Source organism: Frigoribacterium sp. Leaf415 (assembly GCF_001424645.1).
Taxonomy (GTDB): Bacteria; Actinomycetota; Actinomycetes; order Actinomycetales; family Microbacteriaceae; genus Frigoribacterium.
This window is the reverse complement of the sequence record NZ_LMQR01000001.1, coordinates 570,749-590,189: the sequence shown is the minus strand read 5'-3', so window position 1 is coordinate 590,189 and position 19,441 is coordinate 570,749. Positions and strand designations below refer to the sequence as shown.

Annotated in this window: 18 protein-coding genes and 1 pseudogene; 4 read left to right on the top strand and 15 right to left on the bottom strand. The window is 71.2% G+C overall.

Features of this window, described 5'->3' with window-relative positions:
- Window positions 1–9: 9 nt before the first annotated feature.
- From mnhG to ASG28_RS02730, 9 genes are all read right to left on the bottom strand, one after another.
- The gene (mnhG, locus tag ASG28_RS15950) at window positions 10–570 is read right to left on the bottom strand and encodes a monovalent cation/H(+) antiporter subunit G (protein WP_235477492.1); all 561 of its coding nucleotides are present in this window, start codon (window positions 568–570) and stop codon (window positions 10–12) included.
- Entirely contained in the window at window positions 567–830 is a 264-nt protein-coding gene (locus ASG28_RS02765) for a monovalent cation/H+ antiporter complex subunit F (protein WP_043593982.1), read from the bottom strand. The genes mnhG and ASG28_RS02765 overlap by 4 nt, the downstream gene beginning before the upstream one ends.
- Window positions 827–1,447, bottom strand: a complete 621-nt coding sequence (locus ASG28_RS02760; protein WP_055971778.1) for a Na+/H+ antiporter subunit E — start codon at window positions 1,445–1,447, stop codon at window positions 827–829. Before ASG28_RS02760 ends, ASG28_RS02765 begins: the two co-directional genes overlap by 4 nt.
- A complete protein-coding gene (locus tag ASG28_RS02755; RefSeq protein WP_082454278.1) occupies window positions 1,444–3,081 on the bottom strand; it encodes a Na+/H+ antiporter subunit D in 1,638 nt (545 codons plus the stop codon). The genes ASG28_RS02760 and ASG28_RS02755 overlap by 4 nt, the downstream gene beginning before the upstream one ends.
- Window positions 3,078–3,623 (bottom strand): Na(+)/H(+) antiporter subunit C, encoded by a 546-nt coding sequence (locus ASG28_RS02750; RefSeq protein WP_055971775.1) that lies wholly within the window; start codon window positions 3,621–3,623, stop codon window positions 3,078–3,080. The genes ASG28_RS02755 and ASG28_RS02750 overlap by 4 nt, the downstream gene beginning before the upstream one ends.
- On the bottom strand, window positions 3,620–6,622 hold the full coding sequence (locus ASG28_RS02745; protein ID WP_082454276.1) for a Na+/H+ antiporter subunit A: 3,003 nt from the start codon (window positions 6,620–6,622) through the stop codon (window positions 3,620–3,622). The genes ASG28_RS02750 and ASG28_RS02745 overlap by 4 nt, the downstream gene beginning before the upstream one ends.
- 141 nt (window positions 6,623–6,763) lie before the next feature.
- Window positions 6,764–7,543, bottom strand: coding sequence for a trehalose-phosphatase (otsB, locus tag ASG28_RS02740; protein WP_055971772.1), 780 nt, complete (start codon window positions 7,541–7,543; stop codon window positions 6,764–6,766).
- On the bottom strand, window positions 7,540–9,039 hold the full coding sequence (otsA, locus tag ASG28_RS02735) for an alpha,alpha-trehalose-phosphate synthase (UDP-forming) (RefSeq protein ID WP_055971769.1): 1,500 nt from the start codon (window positions 9,037–9,039) through the stop codon (window positions 7,540–7,542). The genes otsB and otsA overlap by 4 nt, the downstream gene beginning before the upstream one ends.
- 110 nt (window positions 9,040–9,149) lie before the next feature.
- Window positions 9,150–9,920, bottom strand: coding sequence for a fructosamine kinase family protein (locus tag ASG28_RS02730; RefSeq protein ID WP_082454274.1), 771 nt, complete (start codon window positions 9,918–9,920; stop codon window positions 9,150–9,152).
- An 18-nt stretch (window positions 9,921–9,938) separates the two neighbouring features.
- Between ASG28_RS02730 and ASG28_RS02725 the strand changes: the two genes are divergently transcribed.
- On the top strand, window positions 9,939–10,979 hold the full coding sequence (locus ASG28_RS02725; RefSeq protein WP_082454702.1) for a magnesium transporter CorA family protein: 1,041 nt from the start codon (window positions 9,939–9,941) through the stop codon (window positions 10,977–10,979).
- Window positions 10,980–11,062: 83 nt separating this feature from the next.
- Window positions 11,063–11,785 (top strand): annotated as a pseudogene (locus ASG28_RS15945) (sugar phosphate isomerase/epimerase family protein); the annotation flags it as partial.
- 77 nt (window positions 11,786–11,862) lie between these two features.
- Here the strand turns inward: ASG28_RS15945 and ASG28_RS02720 are convergent.
- The gene (locus ASG28_RS02720) at window positions 11,863–13,017 is read right to left on the bottom strand and encodes an SLC13 family permease (RefSeq protein WP_055971767.1); all 1,155 of its coding nucleotides are present in this window, start codon (window positions 13,015–13,017) and stop codon (window positions 11,863–11,865) included.
- Between the two features lie 122 nt (window positions 13,018–13,139).
- Here ASG28_RS02720 and ASG28_RS02715 point away from each other — a divergent pair, with 122 nt between their 5' ends.
- Window positions 13,140–13,319, top strand: a complete 180-nt coding sequence (locus ASG28_RS02715) for a hypothetical protein (RefSeq protein ID WP_055971764.1) — start codon at window positions 13,140–13,142, stop codon at window positions 13,317–13,319.
- Between the two features lie 69 nt (window positions 13,320–13,388).
- Here the strand turns inward: ASG28_RS02715 and ASG28_RS02710 are convergent, their stop codons facing one another.
- Window positions 13,389–14,681 (bottom strand): mechanosensitive ion channel family protein, encoded by a 1,293-nt coding sequence (locus tag ASG28_RS02710; protein WP_082454272.1) that lies wholly within the window; start codon window positions 14,679–14,681, stop codon window positions 13,389–13,391.
- 139 nt (window positions 14,682–14,820) lie between these two features.
- Between ASG28_RS02710 and ASG28_RS02705 the strand changes: the two genes are divergently transcribed.
- Window positions 14,821–15,558, top strand: coding sequence for an alpha/beta hydrolase (locus tag ASG28_RS02705; RefSeq protein WP_235477484.1), 738 nt, complete (start codon window positions 14,821–14,823; stop codon window positions 15,556–15,558).
- A gap of 65 nt (window positions 15,559–15,623) precedes the next feature.
- Here ASG28_RS02705 and ASG28_RS02700 read toward each other — a convergent pair whose 3' ends face one another.
- From ASG28_RS02700 to ASG28_RS02685, 4 genes are all read right to left on the bottom strand, one after another.
- On the bottom strand, window positions 15,624–15,863 hold the full coding sequence (locus ASG28_RS02700) for a hypothetical protein (protein ID WP_143048533.1): 240 nt from the start codon (window positions 15,861–15,863) through the stop codon (window positions 15,624–15,626).
- A 226-nt stretch (window positions 15,864–16,089) separates the two neighbouring features.
- Entirely contained in the window at window positions 16,090–17,004 is a 915-nt protein-coding gene (locus tag ASG28_RS02695; RefSeq protein ID WP_055971759.1) for a glycine betaine ABC transporter substrate-binding protein, read from the bottom strand.
- 75 nt (window positions 17,005–17,079) lie between these two features.
- Window positions 17,080–18,036, bottom strand: a complete 957-nt coding sequence (locus ASG28_RS02690; RefSeq protein WP_082454268.1) for an ABC transporter permease — start codon at window positions 18,034–18,036, stop codon at window positions 17,080–17,082.
- The gene (locus tag ASG28_RS02685; RefSeq protein WP_200925247.1) at window positions 18,033–19,304 is read right to left on the bottom strand and encodes a quaternary amine ABC transporter ATP-binding protein; all 1,272 of its coding nucleotides are present in this window, start codon (window positions 19,302–19,304) and stop codon (window positions 18,033–18,035) included. The genes ASG28_RS02690 and ASG28_RS02685 overlap by 4 nt, the downstream gene beginning before the upstream one ends.
- Window positions 19,305–19,441: the final 137 nt, after the last annotated feature.

Genomic DNA, 19,441 nt, shown 5'->3' with positions numbered 1-19,441 from the left:
CCGGAGGCCTCAGAGCTCGCCCGGCTCCCCCGCCGCGGCGTCGCGTGACCGGGTGCGCCGGCCCTCGTGGTCGCGGGCCTCGTCGTCGCCCTCGCTGTCGTCCAACCCGGAGGAGTCGCCCACCCGGTCCATCTCGACGGCCAGGGCGTCGGCCGACCCGACGGGCAGGTCGGACACGTCGAGATCGGCGACGTCACCCTCGGTGGTCTCGGCGATCTCGCCGGCGGCCCGGGCCACGGCGTCGTCGAGTTCGTCGACGACCAGCTGGTCCCGCAACAGGTCGCCGTTGCGGTACCCCGCTCGCCCGATCATGTGCGCCGAGATGGGGGCGGTGAGCATCTGGAAGACGAGGACGACGAGCAGGGACGCGATCGTCCCGATGGTGTGCTGGTCGAGCGCGATCGCCGCCAGCACGAGGATGAGCCCGAAGATCTGCGGCTTGGTCGCGGCGTGCATGCGCGACAGGGCGTCGGGGAACCGCAGGAGCCCGATGCCGGCCGCGAGGGACAGCAGGGCCCCCGCGATCAGCATGACCGAGGCGGCCACGTCGTAGACCATCTCGGGGATCACGACGGGTCCTGCTTCGAGACGTAGCGCGCCACCGTGATCGAACCGAGGACCGCCGTCAGCGCGAGGCCGAGGATGACCGGGATGGTCCGGGTGTGGCCGTTGAACACCATGTCGGCGGCGAGGACGCAGATCAGGGTGGTCAAGAGCATGTCGGACGCGATCATGCGGTCGAGGATCGACGGCCCCCGCACGATGCGGATGACCGACGCGAGTCCGGCGAACGCGAAGAGCGCACCGACGACGTAGGCGACGACGGTCACGAGGGACCTCCTTCGTGGGACGAGGACGGGCTGACCGGTTCGTGGACCTCGGCCGCGGCCGGGGTGCCGTCGGCGATGCGACGTCGGTCGTCGTCGCTGCCGAGCACCCGGACGAGACGGGCCTCGACGACCAGGACGCCGTCGCGGACGTCCTCGACTCCGGCGAGGTCCTCGACGGCGAGGGCGTGCAGGTAGAGGATCGACCGCTCGCGGTCGGCCTCGACCACGAGCGACCCGGGCACGAGCGAGATGGCCTCGGCGACCAGCGTCATGATGAAGTCCGACCTCGTGTGCAGCTGGACGGCGACGATGGCGTTCGAGGTCACCCCCCGAGGACGCACGGCCTGCCAGGCGACGATGACGGAGGCGCGGACCAGGTCGACCACGAAGTGCGCGAGGAAGACCACGGCGTACCAGAGGTTGAACCGGCCGCTCAGTTCGACCGGCGGCAGGAAGAACACCCGGGTCACGAGCAGCGCCACCGCGACGCCGGTGACGAAGGCCAGGACGGTGAACTGGTTCCACAGGGCCATCCAGAGGACGACCAGTCCGACGAGCAGGGGCAGCTGACGGGCGAGGCTGCGGCCGACCTCGCCACGGGTGGGACGACCGGTCACGGCGTGCTCCCCTCGTCGGCGGAGTCGGAGGCGGGTTCGGGCTCGGGCGACGACGGGTCGGATGTCGTCTCGCCCTGGCCGTCGGGGAAGACCGTCTGCACGTAGTCGTTCGACCCGTAGACCCGACCGGCCGCGCGCTCGGCGACGCCGTAGAGCGGGCCGGCGGCGAAGGTGAGGGCGAGCGAGACGAGCACCATGCCCGCGGTCGCGCCCACCATGGTGCGGGGGTTGGTGCGACGCTGTTGGACGGCCACCCGACCCGGGGCCTCCTCGAGGTGCTCGGTGAACGGCGACTCGTGGTCGTCGACATCGGCCTTGGGACGCCAGAACGCGAGGTTCCAGGCACGCATCAGGGCGTAGAGCGTGAGCAGGGACGTGAGCGCCCCGGCTCCGATGAGGACGTACACGAGCGGATCGTCGAGCAGGGCGCCGGCCTCGAAGAGCGCGACCTTGCCGATGAAGCCCGAGAACGGCGGGATGCCACCCAGGTTGAGCGCCGGGATGAAGAAGAGGACGGCCACGATCGGCGCCGCCTTGAGCAGACCGCCCAGACGGGTGATCGACGCCGTGCCGCCTCGTCGTTCGATCAACCCCGCCCCGAGGAAGAGCGTGGTCTGCACCGTGATGTGGTGCACGACGTAGTAGATCGTCGCCGCGAGACCCTCGACGGTGCCGAGCGCGATGCCGAAGATCATGTAGCCGATGTGGCTGACCAGGGTGAACGAGAGCAGGCGCTTGATGTCGGCCTGGGCCACCGCTCCGAGGATGCCCACGATCATCGTCAGCAACGCGATGATCAGCAGGTAGACGTTGACGTTGCTCTCGACGAACAACACCGTCTCGGTGCGGATGATGGCGTACACGCCGACCTTGGTCAGCAATCCGGCGAACACGGCGGTCACGGGGGCGGGAGCGGTCGGGTACGAGTCGGGCAGCCAGAACGACAGCGGGAAGATCGCGGCCTTGATGCCGAACGCCGTCAGCAGCATGACGTGGATGATCGTCTGCACGTCGGGCGGGATGGTGTCCATCTTCTGGGCGATGTCGGCGATGTTGACCGTGCCGAGCGCGCCGTAGATCATCGCGATGGACGCGAGGAACAGCACGGACGACACCAGGCTGACGACGATGTAGACCACGCCGGCCCGGATGCGTTGCTCGGTGCCACCGAGGGTGATCAGCACGTAGCTGGCCACCAGGAGGATCTCGAAGCCCACGTAGAGGTTGAAGAGGTCACCCGCGATGAAGGCGTTGAACACGCCCGTGGCGAGGATGAGGTAGGTCGGGTTGTAGATCGAGACCGGGGCCTCGCCGTCACCGTCGGCCTGGCCCTGCCCGACCGAGAACACGAAGACCGCCAGCAGGACGATCGACGAGATGCTGAGCATGAGCGCGGCGAGACGGTCGACGACGAGCGTGATTCCGAACGGCGCCTGCCAACCGCCCACCTGCACGGCGATCGCTCCTTGCGTGTCCACGACGACGAGCAGCACGAGGCTGATGACGACGACGAGGGCCAGGGCGACGATCGAGACGACGGCCTGCAGGCGGGGCCGCCGACCGGCGATCAGTGCCGCCGCGGCACCGAGCAGCGGGATCAGGACGACGAGCGGCACGAGGTAGCTGGTGGTCATGCTCGGTGCCCTTTCTCGTCGTGGTGGGGCCGGTCGTCGTGGGGCCGGTCGTCGTGGGGCAGCCGGTCGTCGCTCGCCCGCCGGTCGTCGGCGGGGACGGCCGCCTCGGCCCGGCTGCCGAACTCGCTGTCTCCACCGGCCTCGTCGTCACCGTCGCCCTGCTCGGACTCCTCTTCGGCCGGGACGCCTCGACGTCCGATCTCGAGGTCCTCGGCGTCGTCCGCGAGGGTGTCGCCCTGGGCGAGTCGCCACGACCGGTAGATCAGCGCGAGCATGAAGGCCGAGATGCCGAAGGTGATGACGATGGCCGTCAGCACGAAAGCCTGCGGCAGCGGGTCGGCGAAGTCGGCCGGATCGGCCTGGCCGTCGACCACGGGGGCCGCGCCGCGTCGGCCGGACATGAGCAGGATGAGGATGTTCGTGGCGTTGCCGACGAGTAGGAAGCCCAGCAGCACCCGGGTCATGCTGCGCTCGAGCAGGAGATAGACGCCGCAGGCGTACAGCGCGGCCATGACGACGATCAGGACGAGGGAGACGCTCATGCGTGCCCCCGCTCGGTCGGGGGCGTACCGGCGACGGACACGGGGAGCGGCTCCTCTTCGGGCTCGGACACCTCGCTCGGGTGGCCGAACGCGTCTTCTTCTTCTTGACGGTCGACCTCGGCTCCGAGGCTGCGGAGCACGTCGAGGACGAGCCCGACGACGACCAGGTAGACGCCGACGTCGAAGAACGTCGACGTGACGAACTCGACGTGGCCCAGCAGCGGCACCTCGGCCTCGAACCAGGTCGACGTGAGGGCGTCGACGCCGAAGAAGAGCGGGACGACTGCCGTCGCGGCGACCGTCAGGAGACCGGCGCCCAAGAGCTTGCCGGCGTCGAGGGGTGCGGCCGCGCCGAGCTCGTACCGCCCGCCGGCGAGGTAGCGCGCCACGAAGGCGAAGCCCGCGACCAGACCGCCGGCGAAGCCACCACCGGGCAGGTTGTGACCGGCGAAGAGCAGGTATATCGAGACGACGATGATGGCGTGGAAGATCAGCCGGACGACGACCTCGAGCAGGATCGACCGGTTCTGCGGAGCGAGTTTGCGCCCGGCCAACAGCCAGGCACGCCGGTCGCCCTCGGTGCTGTCGCCGATCTGCGCCGTCGCCCCGCCGACGGGCACGACCGGGGCCGGCTCGCGCACGGGTCGGACCCGTGCCAGGAAGCGCTGCGCTCGCGTGCGCCGCTCGGGCCGGGGCAGGACGTCGGCGCGGGAGGTCAGGAAGACGAGGCTCGCCACGCCCGTGGCGGCGACGATGAGGACGGCGATCTCGCCCATGGTGTCCCACCCACGGATGTCCACGAGCGTCACGTTGACGACGTTGCGGCCGTGACCACCGTCGACGGCGAGCTCGGGGAAGGCGCCGGAGATGGTGGGGATCGATCGCGCCCCGAGGGCGACGACGGCGATGGCGGCCATGACGGACCCGACCGAGATGCCGATCACGGCTCGGGCCGCCCGGTGGGTGCGCCCGTTGCGCTCGCCCAGGCGGGCCGGCAGCCGACGCAGCACGAGGACGAACGCGATGAGGGTGATGGTCTCGATGAGGGCTTGTGTCAGGGCCAGGTCGGGAGCCCCGTGCAGGGCGAAGAGCGCGGCCATGCCGTAGCCGGTCACACCGACGAGGACGACGGCCTGGAACCTCTTGTTCGACAGCGCCGACGCGATGGCGCCGATGATCATCAACGCGCCGATGGCGAGCTGGGCCGGGTAGTCCCAGAGCACGGCGGTGGTCGGCCAATCGCTGTTGAGCGCCAGCGTCACCACCGACGAGGCGATGAAGACGATGAGGATGGTGGCGAGGTAGAACGGCAGCGAGCCGCGCTGCGTCGTCGCGGTCGTCCGTGACGCCGTGCGGTCGATGGTCGCCATGATGCGCACGTACCCGTCGGAGGCGCGGGGCAGGAACGAGACGGCCTTCTGCACCTGCGACACCCGCTCGCGCTGCCAGAAGAGGAGGCCGCCGACGACGAGCGAGATCGCGGTGAAGCCGAGCGCGGGCTCGACTCCGTGCCACAAGGCCAGGTAGTAGGGCTCGTGCTCGCCCGGTGCGGCGGGAAGCGTGTCGGCGTAGCGCGCGAACACCGGGCCGACCTGGTACGAGAGCAGGCCGAGCACCACGCCGGCGACGGCGAGGACGATCGGCGACGCGAGGAAGTCCACGTGCTCGCGGACGAAGTCGACCGGCTCGACGCCCTTCTTGCGGCCGAACGCCCCCCAGAGGAAGCGCAGGCTGTACGCGGTGGTCAGGATCGAACCCACGAGGACGCCGACCAGGGCGATCACGCCCCAGGCCGACCCGGTCACGGCGTCGTCGTAGAGCGCCGTGAGCACGGCCTCTTTCGCGACGAAGCCGAAGGTCGGCGGCACGCCGGCCATGGACGCGAGGGCGAGGATCGTCACCACGAGGAGGACGGGCGCCTGTCGACCCAGACCGCAGAGCTTGCGGAGGTCACGTGTGCCGGTCCGGTGGTCGATGACGCCGACCACCAGGAAGAGCGTCGACTTGAAGAGGGCGTGGGCGACCAGGAGCGCGAGCCCGGCGAGTGCCGCGTCTCGCGTGCCGAAACCGACCACGATCGTGAGGAAGCCCAGTTGGCTCACCGTGCCGTAGGCCAGGACGAGCTTCAGGTCGTGCTGGCGGAGCGCGCGGTACCCGCCCAGGATCATCGTGACGACCCCGACGGTCACGATGGTCTCTTGCCAGCCGGGCTGGTCGTGGTAGCCGGGGGCGAGCCGGGCCACGAGGTAGATGCCCGCCTTGACCATCGCGGCGGCGTGCAGGTAGGCGCTGACCGGCGTCGGTGCGGCCATCGCGGCCGGAAGCCAGAAGTGGAACGGCACGAGGGCCGACTTCGAGAGGGCTCCGACGAGCACGAGCACGACGGCCACCGTGACGACCGCGCCGGTGGGGGGCTGCTCGACGAGCTGCGACAACGAGCTCGTGCCGCCCTGGACGGCGAGGATCACGAGGCCGACGAGCATCGCGAGCCCACCGGCGGTCGTGACGATGAGGGCCTGCAACGCGGCACCACGGCTGGCCTGCTTCGCCGTGTAGTGCCCGATCAGCAGGTACGAGAAGACGCTCGTGGCCTCCCAGAAGACGAACAGGACGAAGACGTCGTCGCTCGTCACGAGGCCGTACATGGCGCCGGCGAAGGCCACGAGCACGGCGGCGAACCGGGCGCGCCCGGCCTCGTCACGCTCGAAGTACCGGGCGCAGTAGACGAGCACGAGGCCGCCGACGCCGGTCACGACGAGCGCGAGCACCCAGGCGAGCACGTCCATGCGCAGCGTGAGCGAGATGGCGAGCTGCGGGATCCACGGCACGGCCTCGGTGGGCACCTCGCCCGACAGCACCGCGGGCCCCTGGAACGACGTGAAGACGAAGGCGGCGAAGGGCACGACGGACGCCCAGAGGAAGAGCGAGCGGCCGAGTCGCCCGCCGACGCAGGCCACGACGACGGCCGCCACGGCGAACGTTGTCAGGACTACGATCACGGGGACCTCCGTCGGCTGGCGACCTCGTCGAACCGGCTCGGCTGAGCGGCGGCGGGGAGTCGCGGCGGGGGGTCCAGACTACCTTGCAGTCGGCTGGGAATGCTCAGACCCGGGCATCACACCCGTGCAAGTCATGCGGTGTCAGGCATGCCCCAGGTGCTCGCGCAGACCGGCCAGTTCGACGAGCAGGTCGGCCATCGCGGCGGGATCGGCGACGCGGTGCATCGCCCCGGTCTCGCCCGGACCGACCTTGATCGACAGGTCGCCCTCGCCGAGCGCCCGGAAACCGTCCTCGTCCGTCACGTCGTCCCCCGCGTAGAGGACGCCCGTGGCCTCGACGGCCTCGCGGAGTCGATCGATGCCGTCGTTCTTGCCCGTCGCCCGGACGGCGAACTCGAGGACGTTCTTGCCGACTCGCTCGTGCATGCCGCCGAGCGCGCCGACGGCCTCGCGGGCCGCCGTGTGGACGGCCTCGGTCGTCGCGACGTCCGCGAGCCGTGTGTGCAGGGCGAGGCCTGCGGGCTTCTCTTCCACGAAGACGCCCTCACGCCCCTCGGCCGCACCGTGGACGGCGTCGGACAGGCGCGCGCGGGCAGCCTGCTCGTCGTCGGTCAGCGAGGTCTCGTGGCCGTCGACCCGCACCTCGATGCCGTGCGAGCCGACCAGCAGCACCTCGTCGGGGGTCTGGCTGACCTCGACCAACGACGCGAGGTCGCGTCCGGACACCAGGGCCACCGTGGTCTGGTCGAGGGCCGACAGGCGCCTGATCGCGTCCAGGGCCGCCGGCAGCGCCCGGGCCTGCAGGGGCGCGTCGACCTCGGGGGCCAGTGTGCCGTCGAAGTCGAGGGCCACGAGGAGGCGCGGGGTCGTCGCGAGGCGACCGAGCGCGTCGCTGAGAGCCAGGGAGTCGGAACCGGTCACGAGGCGTCGCCGCCCTTCGCGCCCGAGGCCGGTGCCGGCGTGATCTGCTGCCCCGGTCGCACGTTCTCGAGGGCCTGGAGGAAGGACGCCGACCACTTGGCCACGTCGTTCTCGAGCACGCGACGGCGGAGGGCCCGCATGCGCGTGGTGCGGTCCCGCTTGGGCATCTCGATGGCGCGCATGATCGTGTTCTTGAGGCCGCCGATGTCGTGCGGGTTGATCAGCAGGGCGCTCTTCAGCTCGTCGGCCGCACCGGCGAACTCGCTGAGCACGAGCACGCCGTCGTTGTCGTGACGCACCGCCACGTACTCTTTCGCGACCAGGTTCATGCCGTCGCGCAGGGCCGTGACCAGCATGATGTCGGCGGCGAGGTACAGCGCCACCATCTCTTCGCGGGGGTAGCCGTGGTGGTGGTAGCTGATGGCCGTGTGGCTCATGGTGCCGTAGTCGCCGTTCACGCGGCCGACGGTCAGCTCGATCTCGTCGCGCAGCTGCTTGTACGTCTCGACCCGCTCGCGGCTCGGGCTCGCGACCTGCACGAGCGTGGCGTCCTCGACGCTGAGCCGGCCGTCCGCGAGCAGCTCGCCGAACGCCTTCATGCGGTGCCGGATGCCCTTGGTGTAGTCGAGCCGGTCGACGCCGAGCATGATCGTCTTGGGGTTGCCGAGGCCCTCGCGGATCTCGCGGGCCCTGGCCTGGACGTCGGGTCGGGCGGCGAGCTCTTCGTAGCTGGCGGCGTCGATCGAGATCGGGAAGTGCTTCGCCAGCACGCGGCGCACCTTCGTGCCGCGGCGCGACACCGGCGCGGACTCGTCGTCGACCGGGACCTCGATGTAGGGGCGTGTCGTCGAGTAGCCGAGCAGGTGACGGACGGCGCGCGAGAAGTTCGACGCGTCGTCGGCCCGCTGGAAGCCGATGACGTCGGCGCCGAGCAGGCCCTCGACGATCTGCTGCCGCCAGGGCAGCTGCGAGAAGATGCCGAGCGGCGGGAACGGGATGTGGTTGAAGAACCCGATGGTGACGTCGGGTCGGGCCTCGCGCAGCATCTTCGGCACGAGCTGCAGCTGGTAGTCCTGCACCCAGATGGTGCCGCCCTCTTCGGTGATCTCGGCGGCCCGGTCGGCGAAGCGCTGGTTGACCTGCACGTAGGACTCCCACCAGACCCGGTGGTAGGTCGGGGCCGCGATGACGTCGTGGTACAGCGGCCACAGCGTGTCGTTGCTGAAGCCCTCGTAGTAGCGCTGCACCTCGTCGGCGCTGAGCGGCACGGGGACGATCTCGATCCCGTCCGCCTCGAAGGGCTCGAACTCGAGGTCGGGCTGCCCCGCCCAGCCCACCCACGCACCGTCGTTGGCCTTCATGACGGGCTCGAGGGCGGTGACGAGACCGCCGGGCGAGTGCTGCCACGACGCCGAGCCGTCGTCGGCGACGACCCGGTCGACGGGGAGGCGGTTGGAGACGACGACGAAGCCGTAACGTTCGGGGGTGTCAGGCATGGGGGTGGGTCAGCTCCTGTCGGATCGCCCGCACGGACGCGGGACGGCCAGATTATCAGCGGCACCCCCCGCGCCCCCGGTCGACCGGCGGTGCCCCGCCGCGGCAGCGCTCAGGCGAGGCGCAGGGTCGCCTCGGCGGCCCTGACCAGCGCCACGCCGTAGCTCGGCCCGTGACCGGCGGCGTGCACGGCCAGCGGATGCAGCTGGTGCAGCGGCACGCGGCCCCGCCACCCCTCCCCCAGCGGCGAGCGCGCCTCGTAGCCGGCCAGCACGTCCTCGAGATGCGGGCAGCCGAACAACGCCAGCATCGCCAGGTCGGTCTCGGGGTGCCCGCCGTGGGCGGCCGGGTCGATGAGCACGACCCCGCCGCCGTCGAAGAGCACGTTGCCGGCCCACAGGTCGCCGTGGAGGCGAGCCGGCGGAACGTCGTCGTCGAAGGCGCCGTCCGCGACGACGCCGCACGCACGCTCGACGACCTCGAGGCCCGCCCGGTCGAGGTTGCCCGCCTCGACGGCGACGCGGGCGTACGGCAGGACCCGCTGCTCGGCGTAGAAGACGCCCCAGGTCGCCTTCGGTCGCACGGTCATCGACCGGCTGCCGATGAAGCACGGGCCCGTCCACCCCCGAGGAGGCGCACCGAACGCGTCCGCGCCGCTCGCGTGGGTCACCGCGAGCGCCTCACCGAAGGCCCGGGCGGCCTCGGCCGTGGGGCGGACCTCGTGCACGGGATCGAGGTCGATGCGCCCCGGGGACGCGGCCTGCACGCCCACGGTGCGCGCGCCTCCTCGGGGCGTGGCCTCGGCGAGCCAGGCGAGCCCGGCCGCCTCGGCCTCGAAGAACCCTGCGGGGGCGTCGGCACGCTGCTTCGTGTACGAGGTCACGGGAATAGCATGCGCCTCATGACCGACACCCGTCCCCCGCGCACCGAGGGGCCCTGCGGCACCGCCGACGAGGGCCACGAGTCCGACACGACCATCGTCACGCGCGCCTACCGCGCGGGCGAGCTGATCGCCCACGACTTCCCGCTGCACGAGGTGAGCGACCACCTCGAGACCGACGGCTGCCACGTGTGGATCGATCTCACCGACCCGACCGCCGACGACCTCGCCGCGCTCGAGGACGAGCTCGGCCTGCACGAGCTCGCCGTCGAGGACGCCCTGCAGGACGGGCAGCGGCCCAAGATCGACCGCTACGACAACCATCTGTTCACGGCGCTCTACGACGTGCGCTTCGACCGTGCCAGCGGCGTGCTCGACACGAGCGAGGTGAAGGCGTTCATCACCGAGCGCGCCCTCGTGACGATCCACCATCCCGAGTTCGACGTCGCCCGGCTGCAGGCGACCTTCGACCAGAACCGCGACCTGGCGTCGCACGGCGTCTCGTACTTCCTCTGGGGGCTGCTCGACTGCGTGGTGGACCGGCACTTCGACGCCACGGACGCGCTCGACGACGAGATCGAGGGCATCGCCGACGACCTCTTCGACCCGACGCCCCGCACCATCGACGTGCAGAAGCGCTCGTTCGCCCTGCGCAAGAGCCTCGTCCAGCTGCGGCGGGTGGCGTCGCCGATGCGCGAGGTGCTGAACACCCTGCTGCGCCGCGACCTGAAAGAGGTCGACGCCGACATGCAGCCGTACTTCCAGGACGTCTACGACCACGTCCTGCGCGTGGCCGAGCAGAACGACTCGCTGCGTGACCTCGTCTCGACCATCCTCGACACGAACCTCAACCTGCAGTCCAACCGCATGAACCTCATCATGAAGAAGGTGACGAGCTGGGCGGCCATCATCGCCGTCCCCACGGCGATCACGGGGTTCTACGGGCAGAACGTGCCGTACCCGGGGTTCCAGTCCCCCGCGGGCTTCGTCACGTCGTGCGTGCTGATCGTGGCGATCGGCGGCCTGCTCTGGTGGCAGTTCAAGCGTCGCGACTGGCTGTAGTCCGCCGTTCCCGCACTGTTCACCGCGGGGTCGACGCCGCCCTGCCGCACCGGTCGTAGCCTGGCCGCGTGATCACGGTCGGAATGAGCACGTCCTGCGTCTTCCCGCTGTCGACCGACGAGGCCTTCCGGCTCGCTCGGCTCACCGGCTTCGACGGGGTCGAGGTGATGGTGACGGCCGACCGGGCGACCCGGCGCGCCGACCTCCTCCGTGCGGCGACCGCGCGCTGGGGCCTGCCCGTGCTCTCGGTGCACGCCCCCGTGCTGCCCGTCGCGCACTTCGCCTTCGGCCGGGACCAGGTCGACAAGCTCCGCCGGTCGGCCGAGCTGGCCCGCGAGCTGGGCGCCTCGACCGTCGTCGTCCACCCGCCGTTCGTCTGGCAGAGGTCGTTCGCGGCCCGCTTCGTGGACGTCGTCCGCGAGATCGCCGCGGAGACGGGCGTCACCCTGGCGGTCGAGAACATGTTCCCCCTCCGGTTCGGGCCGGTGGGGTTCGACGCCTACCGCCCCGGGCCCGACCCCGTGGCGACCGACGTCGACGCGGCCACCCTCGACTTCTCGCACGCAGCCGTCGCCGGTCGCGACGCACTCGACCTCGCCCTGGCGCTCGGACCCCGGTTGCGCCACGTCCACCTGACCGACGGCGTCGTGTCGTCCCGGCCGGGCGGGCTGCACGACCAGCACCTCGTGCCGGGCGACGGCACGCAGCCGGTCGCCGAGGTCCTGACCCAGCTGGCCCGGTCGGGCTGGACCGGCGTCGTCGCCGCCGAGGTGCACACCGCCGGGGACGAGGAGGCGCGGCTCGGCCAGCTGAGGCGGACTCTCGCCTTCGCGCGTCGTCACCTCGCGACCGCACCCGCGTCGGGCGCCGTCGCCCGGCCCCCTCAGACGACCAGGACCGTCGCGACGACCGCGAGCGGCACGGCGACCGCCGCCACCCCGAGCCCGGCGAGCACGAACCGTCCCCACGCGACCTCGACGCCCATCGACGACAACCGGGAGTGCCAGAGCAGCGTCGCGAGCGAGGCCCAGGGCGTGACGAGGCAGCCGATGTTCACCCCGACGAGCACGGCGACGAGCCGCAACGGTGATCCGGCCACCGGCTCGAGGGCGAGGTAGGCCGGCAGGTTGTTCGCGACGTTCGCGGCGACGGCGCTGCCGCCCGCGAGCCGCAGCAGGTCGGGCAGCTGGTCACCCGTGCCCACCACGGCGCCGAGCAGGTCGGCGAGGCCGAGCGAGTGGGCGGCTTCGACGACGAGGAAGAGCCCTCCGGCGAAGAGCAGGGTGCCCCACGGCACCAGCCCGAGCCGCAGGACCCCCCGGCGCCGCACGGCCGTGGCCACGACGAGCACGAGCGCCGCGACGGCCGCGGGGATCCACACCTCGACACCCGAGACGAGGGCCGGCACGAGCAGTCCCGTCGCGACCGCGGCGACGCCGAAGAGCACGCGATCGGCCACGGGCTCGGACGACGGCGCCTCGAACCGGCCGACCAGCTGGCGGCGGTAGCGCAGTCCGATCGCCACGACCGGGACGACGACGCCCACCACGGCGGCCGGTGCGACCAGCGCGGCGAACTGCACGGGGGCCGGCGAGCCCAGCTCGTGCAGGGCGAGCAGGTTGGTGAGGTTCGAGACGGGCAACAGCATCGAGGCGCAGTTCGCGAGCCACACCGTGGTCAGGGCGAACGGCATCGGCGGCAGGCCCGCGTGCCGGGCGACGATGACGACCACCGGGGTGAGCAGGACCGCCGTCGTGTCGAGCGAGAGGAACACCGTGCACAGCACGGCGAGCGCCACGACCAGGAGCCACAACGCGAGCACGCGGCCGCCGGCGAGTCGGGCCGAGGCGGACGCCAGCCACGCGAAGAGCCCGGCTTCCGCCGCCAGCTCGGCGACGATCGTCAGGCCGACGACGAAGCCCAGCACGGGCGCGACCCGCTCGACGAGGGCGAGGAGTTCGTCACCGGTCAGGACCCCGGTGACCACGGCCACGAGGCCGATCGCCACGAACACTCCTCCGAGCACGGCAGTGCGCACGGCATTCTCCTTCGACCGCGGGACGCACCGGCACGGGACGCCGGGCAGCTCAACCTACCCCCACCCGGACTCGTGCGACGTCACGCGGTACCGTGGTCGAAACGACCCCTGGGAGCCCCACCGTGCGCAAATTCCTCTTCAACGGCGCGATCATCAGCGCGATCTTCTCCGGCATCAGCCTCCTCAAGAGCCTGAGCGCCGGGCCGCGTGACTGGCGCCTCGCCCTCACGGCGATCAGCTGGGCGGCGTCCACCGCGATCGCCGTGGGCAACGTCATCGAGGCCGCGAACGACGACGACTGACGACCGCCGCGACACCGAGGAGGCGCGTCCCGCTCTGGCGGGGCGCGCCTCCTCGTCCGTGGGGTCGCGTCAGCGACGCTCGCCGACGCCGCGCGTCGGCCCCGCGGGATCGCCGTCGGGACGGCCTGCAGGCAGGTCGCCGGGTCGGCCCGCGACGTGCGGGTCGTGTTCCGCCTCGGCACCGAGCGAGGCCTCGTACTCGGCGATGTCGTGGATCGGGATGGCCGCCGTGAAGAGAGCGGTGCGCTCGGAGTCGGCGTTGTCGCCGCTGAACAGGCCCGAGGCGTCCGACGTCGAGCGGGGAGCCCGCCCGGTCGGCACCGGTTCGGCCTCGACCATCTGCACCCGCGTCCGCGGGATCGACTGCGGGCTCTTCGCGTGCAGCCAGGCGATGAGGTCCTCGCGGACGAGGCAGCGCAGATCGAACAGGGTCGGGGCGTCCTTCGCCGTGACCAGCACGCGGACGCGCACGTAGCCGGCCTGGGCGTCGGTGACCTGCAGCACCTTGGTGCGCCCGTCCCAGAGGTCGGTGCCCGCGAGGATCACGTCGAGCTCCTTCCGCATGGCGCCCGGGTCGACGCGCCAGTCCAGGTCGAACTCGACCGCGCCGAGCAGCTCGCTGTTGCGCCGCGTCCAGTTCTCGAACGGCGTGGTCGTGAAGTAGGTCGACGGCAGCACGAGTCGGCGGTCGTCCCAGATGTGCACGACCACGTACGAGAGCGTGATCTCCTCGATCAGGCCCCACTGCCCCTCGACCACGACGACGTCGTCGATGCGGATCGCGTCGCTGAAGGCCAGTTGGATGCCGGCGAAGACGTTGGCCAGCGTCGACTGCGCCGCGAGGCCCGCGACGACCGAGACCAGCCCCGCGCTGGCGAGGACGCTCGCGCCCACCGCCTCGACACCCGGGAACCCGAGCAGCACGGTGCCCGCGGCGAGGATCACGATGAGGGCCACGGTCAGCCGGCGCAGGATGAGCACCTGCGTCCGGACACGACGGGCCACCCGGTTGTCGGGGGTGTCGACCCGGTAGCGCGACAGCCCGAGGTCCTCGAAGAAGATCGCCAGGGCGCCCACGAACCAGGCCACGACGACGATGATGGCGCACCGGAAGGACTGCGAGACCCAGCCCTCCCCCGGGTAGTCGGCGGGCAGCAGCGAGTCGAACGACGTGGTCAGGGCGACGACGAGCAGTACGACGAGCAGCGTCGCGCGGAACGGGCGGCGCATGCGCTTCACGAACGCCTGCGCCCACTCCTTGCGCTTCGCGACCACGCCGACGACCGCACCGACGACGGCCGAGACGACGAAGGTGAGGACGACGGCGGCGACGAGCGAGATGACGAGTTGTATCCAGGGCATCCCCCGAGCCTGACGCATGACGCACGGCTCCGTCCCGGCTCGACGCTGGGACGATGGAACGGTGAGACGATCCACAGCTTCCCGTCACGAGTCCGCCACGCCCTCGACGCACCGGCGTCACCGCTCACGACGACGACGCGTGCTCAAGGGAGTGGCCCTCGGATCGTTCGCCGTCGTCGTGCTCGCCGCCACGGGGTTCTTCGTGTGGGCCAAGACGCCGATGTCGGCGACGGCCGCCTCGCTCGCCTCGGTGTCCGCCGACGAAGGGGTCGAGGTGACGAGCAGGCCCGACACGGTCGTGATGCGACCGGCCGAGACGACCGCCACCGGCCAGGGTCTCGTCTTCGTCGCCGGTGCCCGGGTCGACCCGCAGGCCTACGAGCAGACCTTCGCGGGGCTCGTCGCCACCGGCGTCACCGTCGTCGTCGAACGACCCACGCTCGGATTCGGCATCCTCGACCCCCGTCCGCTGTCGACGTTCACCGACCTCGCCCCCGAGGTCGACGAATGGGCCGTCGGCGGCCACTCGCTCGGCGGCGTGCGCGCCTGTCAGTACGCCGCCGACGACCGGACGGTGGACGCGCTGGTGCTCCTCGGCTCGTACTGCGCGACCACCGACCTCTCGGACGACGACGAGCTGGCGGTCCTCAGCCTCGGTGGTTCCGAGGACGGTCTGAGCACTCCGGCGAAGATCGCGAACTACCGCGACATGCTGCCGGGCAGCGCCTCGGTGGTCGAGATCGACGGGTCGAACCACGCACAGTTCGGCAGCTACGGCGAGCAGTCGGGCGACGGTTCGGCCACCATCTCGGACGAGGAGGCGCGCGACCGCATCACGCGCCAGCTCACGTCGTTCTTCGCCGGCGTCGGCGACTAGCCGCCCGAGCGTCCGTCAGGACCGCCCCGGGGGGCCGCTCGGGGACGACTCGGCGCAGCGGTGGTTCAGATCGAGCGCTTGCGCTGACGCAGGGCCTCGAGGGCCAGTCCCTCGGAGGGATACCGTCCGACGACCTCGCCCCAGCGGGGGTCGGCACCGCGCAGCGCGACGAACGTGCCCTGCTCGGCCCGGACGTGGCCGAGCACGCGGTCGGGAGTCGACACCTGGACGAGGTCGGACGAGACGGTGCGCGTGATGACGCGGGCCATTCTCCTCAGGACGTCGGTCGGTGCGGTGGTGCTCACGGGTGATGCCTCTCGTGGTGCAGGTGCGGGCGGTGCGGGGGCGCCTCGGTGACGTCCGCAGACGACGCTACCCGCGCCTCCCGGGGTGTGACCTCGGGGTTGGCTGTGCGTCGGGTGTCGTCCGGCTGTGCTTTCACCCGGCTCCGCGTCACCCGGCCGATCGCCCGACACGACGTCGCCCCGGACGAGCGGGGCTCGGCCGGGGCGACGTCGTGCAGGGATCGGATCAGCTGGTGAGGCCGTCGACGTAGTCCTGGTTCTCGGAGATCCACTTCTCGACGACGGGGGCGTAGTCGTCGCCGTCGACCGCGTCACCGTTGAACATGGCGTTCTCGAGCGACGACAGGGTCTCGGTGTCCATGTCGAAGCCCTGCAGCCACTCGGTCAGCTGCGGGAAGTTCGCCGTGAAGCTCTTGCCACCGAACGAGTGGATGCCCTCGGCGTCGCCCAGGGTGCCCTCGGGGTCGGCGAGGTCCTTGATCGGGAAGGCGTCGTAGGCCCAGTGCGGGCTCCAGAGCGTGACCACGATGTTCTCGCCCGCGTCGGTCGCGCTCTTCAGCTCGGTGAGCATGGCGGCGGTCGACGAGGTCTGCAGCTGCATGTCGTCCAGGCCGTAGGTGGGGATCGTCTCGTCCTGGACCGCGGCCGTGAGGCCGGCCCCCGGCTCGATGCCGACGATCTTGCCGTTAAATAGGTCGGCGTTGGCCGCCAGCTCGTCGAGCGAGTCGATCGGGGCGTCCTCGTTCACGGCGACCGCGAGCTTGGCGCCGTCGTTCCAGGCGCCGAGGTCGGTCAGGTCGTCACCGTACTGCTCGATGTACGACGCGTGGGTCGTGGGCAGCCAGGTGTCGAGCACGACGTCGTAGTCGTCGGTGGTGAGGCCGCTGTAGACGGGAGCGACGTCGGCCGGCTTGAGGTTGACCGTGTAGCCCTTCTCCTCGAGGACGGTCTTCCACAGCCACGAGGCCGCGATGCCTTCGTCCCAGCCGTTGAACACGGCGAGGTCGACGACGGCCTGGTCGCCGTTGTCGAGCGTCTCGGCGTCGGCCGACGAGCTGCTGCCGGGGGGCGAGCAGGCCGTGAGTCCGAGGACGGCGGTGGTGCCGAGGGCGATCGATGCGGCGATGGTGCGCTTCTTCATGTGGTCCTTTCGGGTGGTGCAGGAGGCGCGGGTCGGGTGGGCGAGTGCTGCTCCCGTCCCGCAGGTGGTCGGGGTCTAGGCCGAGGCCGTCGCGGGTTCGCGGCGGTCGGCGGGGGGCAGGGGCTGCTCGGCCTCTGCGCGGTCGGGCGCCGGGGTCGGCGGGACCGAACGGCGGTTCTGCGCCCGCGCCAGCCGCCGGCCGCGACGGTCGGAGCCGAGCGCCGCGGTCATGCGGTCGAGGACGATCGCCAGGATGACGACCGAGATGCCGGCCTCGGCGCCCAACCCGACGTCGATGCGGTTGAGGCTCGCGACGATGTCGCCGCCCAACCCGCCCGCGCCGACCATGCCGGCGATGACGACCATCGACAGCGAGAGCATGATGACCTGGTTGACGCCGGCCATGATGCTGGGCTTCGCGAGCGGCAGCTGGATCTGTCGCAGGATGCGCCACGGCGACGAGCCGAACGCCTGGCCGGCCTCGACCACCTCTTTGTCGACTCCGCGGATGCCGAGCTCGGTCAGGCGGACGCCGGGGGCCATGGCGAAGACGATGGTCGCGACGATGCCGGGCACGACGCCGACGCGGAACAGCAGCAGGGCCGGGATGAGGTAGACGAACGCGGGCGTCGTCTGCATGAAGTCGAGCACGGGCCGGATGATCTGCGACGCCACGGTCGACTTCGCGGCGAGCACGCCGAGCGGGATGCTCAGCGCGATCGCGAGCGTGCTGGCGACGAGCACGAGGGCGAGGCTCGACATCGCGTTGTCCCATTGGTTGACCGTGCCGATGAACAGCAGGCCGACGGCCGTGCCGACCGAGAACTTCCAGCCCTTCGCGACGAAGGCGAGGGCCGCGATCACGATGACGACCGCCCAGAACGGAGGCGCGCTCAGGAAGTACGCGACCCACTCGTAGAAGAACGTGAAGACCAGGCGGATCACGTCGAAGAAGCCGCCGAGGTTGGTGGTGATCCAGTCGACGACGTCCGAGACCCAGGAGCCGAAGGGGATGCGGAGGTACTCGTTCATCGGGTGGCTCCTTCGAGGGTGGCGTCGAGCTCGACGTCCGAGATGCGGGTGACGGGCTCGAGCACGGGGATGGGCGAGGTGGTCGTGTCGACGTTGCCGAGCGCCGCGAGCAGGGTGACGCGCGGGATGACGCCGAGCAGGCGGTCGGCGTCGTCGACGACGGCGATCGGCAGCGGGCTCTCGACGGCCAGCTCGAAGAGGTCGACGAGGGCCGCGTCGGGTCCGACCTTCGAGAACTCGGCGTTGACGATGGCCGCGAGGTCGGTGTCGTTCGCCTTGACCTGGCGCATGACGTGGCGGTCGCGCACCCAGCCGAGGAGCTTGCGGTCGCGGCCGGTGACGAACAGGGCGGCGGTCTGCAGGTCGCGCAGCGACCGCAGGGCGCCGCGGGGGCCGACCGTGAGCGGGACGACCGCCCGGGCGGGCTCCATGACGCTGGCCGCCGTGAGGACGCGCGCCCGGTCGACGTCCTGCACGAACTGGGCGACGTAGTCGTTGGCCGGGTCGGTGAGGATGTCCTCGGGCGTGCCGATCTGCACGATGCGGCCGTCGCGCATCACGGCGATGCGGTCACCGAGGAACATCGCCTCGTTCAGGTCGTGGGTGATGAAGACGATCGTCTTGCCGAGCTTCGCCTGCAGTTCGACGAGCTGCTCCTGCATCTCGCGGCGGATCAGCGGGTCGAGGGCCGAGAACGCCTCGTCCATCAGCAGGATGTCGGTCTCGGCGGCGAGGGCGCGGGCCAGGCCGACGCGCTGCTGCATGCCGCCCGAGAGCTGGCTCGGCAGCTTGTCCTCCCAGCCGGCGAGGCCGACGATCTCGGTGACCTCGCGGGCCTTGGCCAGACGGGCCGCCTTCGCGATCCCCTGCACCTCGAGGCCGTAGGCGACGTTGTCGATGACGGTGCGGTGCGGCAGCAGGGCGAAGTGCTGGAACACCATCGACACGTTCTGCCGACGCACCTCGCGGAGCCGCTTGGCCGGGACGTCCGAGATCGCGGAGCCCGCGACCTCGACCGAACCGGACGTGGGCTCGAGCAGGCCGTTCAGCATGCGGATGAGCGTCGACTTGCCCGAGCCGGACAGCCCCATCACGACGAAGATCTCGCCGGGCTGGACGTCGAACGACGCGTCGATGACGGCTGCGGTGCCGAGGCCCGCGGCCTCGGCACGTGAGGCGCCGGCCTCGAGTCGGGCGACGGCGTCCTTGGGTCGGCGGCCGAACACCTTGTACAGGTTCCGGGCACGCACGGCTGGCGTAGTGGTCACAGGTGTCTCCAGGCACGCCGAAGGGGCACCGGCCGCTCGGGCCGGCTCGCCGTCGGCGGCGATCGGGTCGGGCGGACGGGTCGACGACGCGTGCGGACCGTGTCGGCTCAAGCCCACCGTGATGTCACGGGGCGAAC